Raw genomic sequence first — 231 nt, forward strand, 5'->3', positions numbered from 1 at the left:
TTCAGGCGCTTTTGTTACACCGTGCTTGGTGTTGAATTCATCGATTATTGGAAATACGGCATCCGAATTGGCGAATGATCCGCGTGTTCATTCCAAATTAAGTCCGGATTGGATCGATATTCTGAACTCAAGCTTCAATACGTTCCCGCAAGGCAATATGGAGAACAGCTTTAAGAATGTGATGGACCTTCACCGTGCCGGAGTTGATATTCTGGTAGGGACGGATGTCGC

At 45.9% G+C, this 231-nt stretch carries 1 pseudogene; it reads left to right on the plus strand.

Annotated elements, in window-relative coordinates:
* Nucleotides 1–231: pseudogene (locus AMS66_RS12985) on the plus strand (amidohydrolase family protein); the annotation flags it as partial.

It is taken from the genome of Paenibacillus xylanivorans (assembly GCF_001280595.1).
GTDB classification, from domain to species: Bacteria; Bacillota; Bacilli; order Paenibacillales; family Paenibacillaceae; genus Paenibacillus; species Paenibacillus xylanivorans.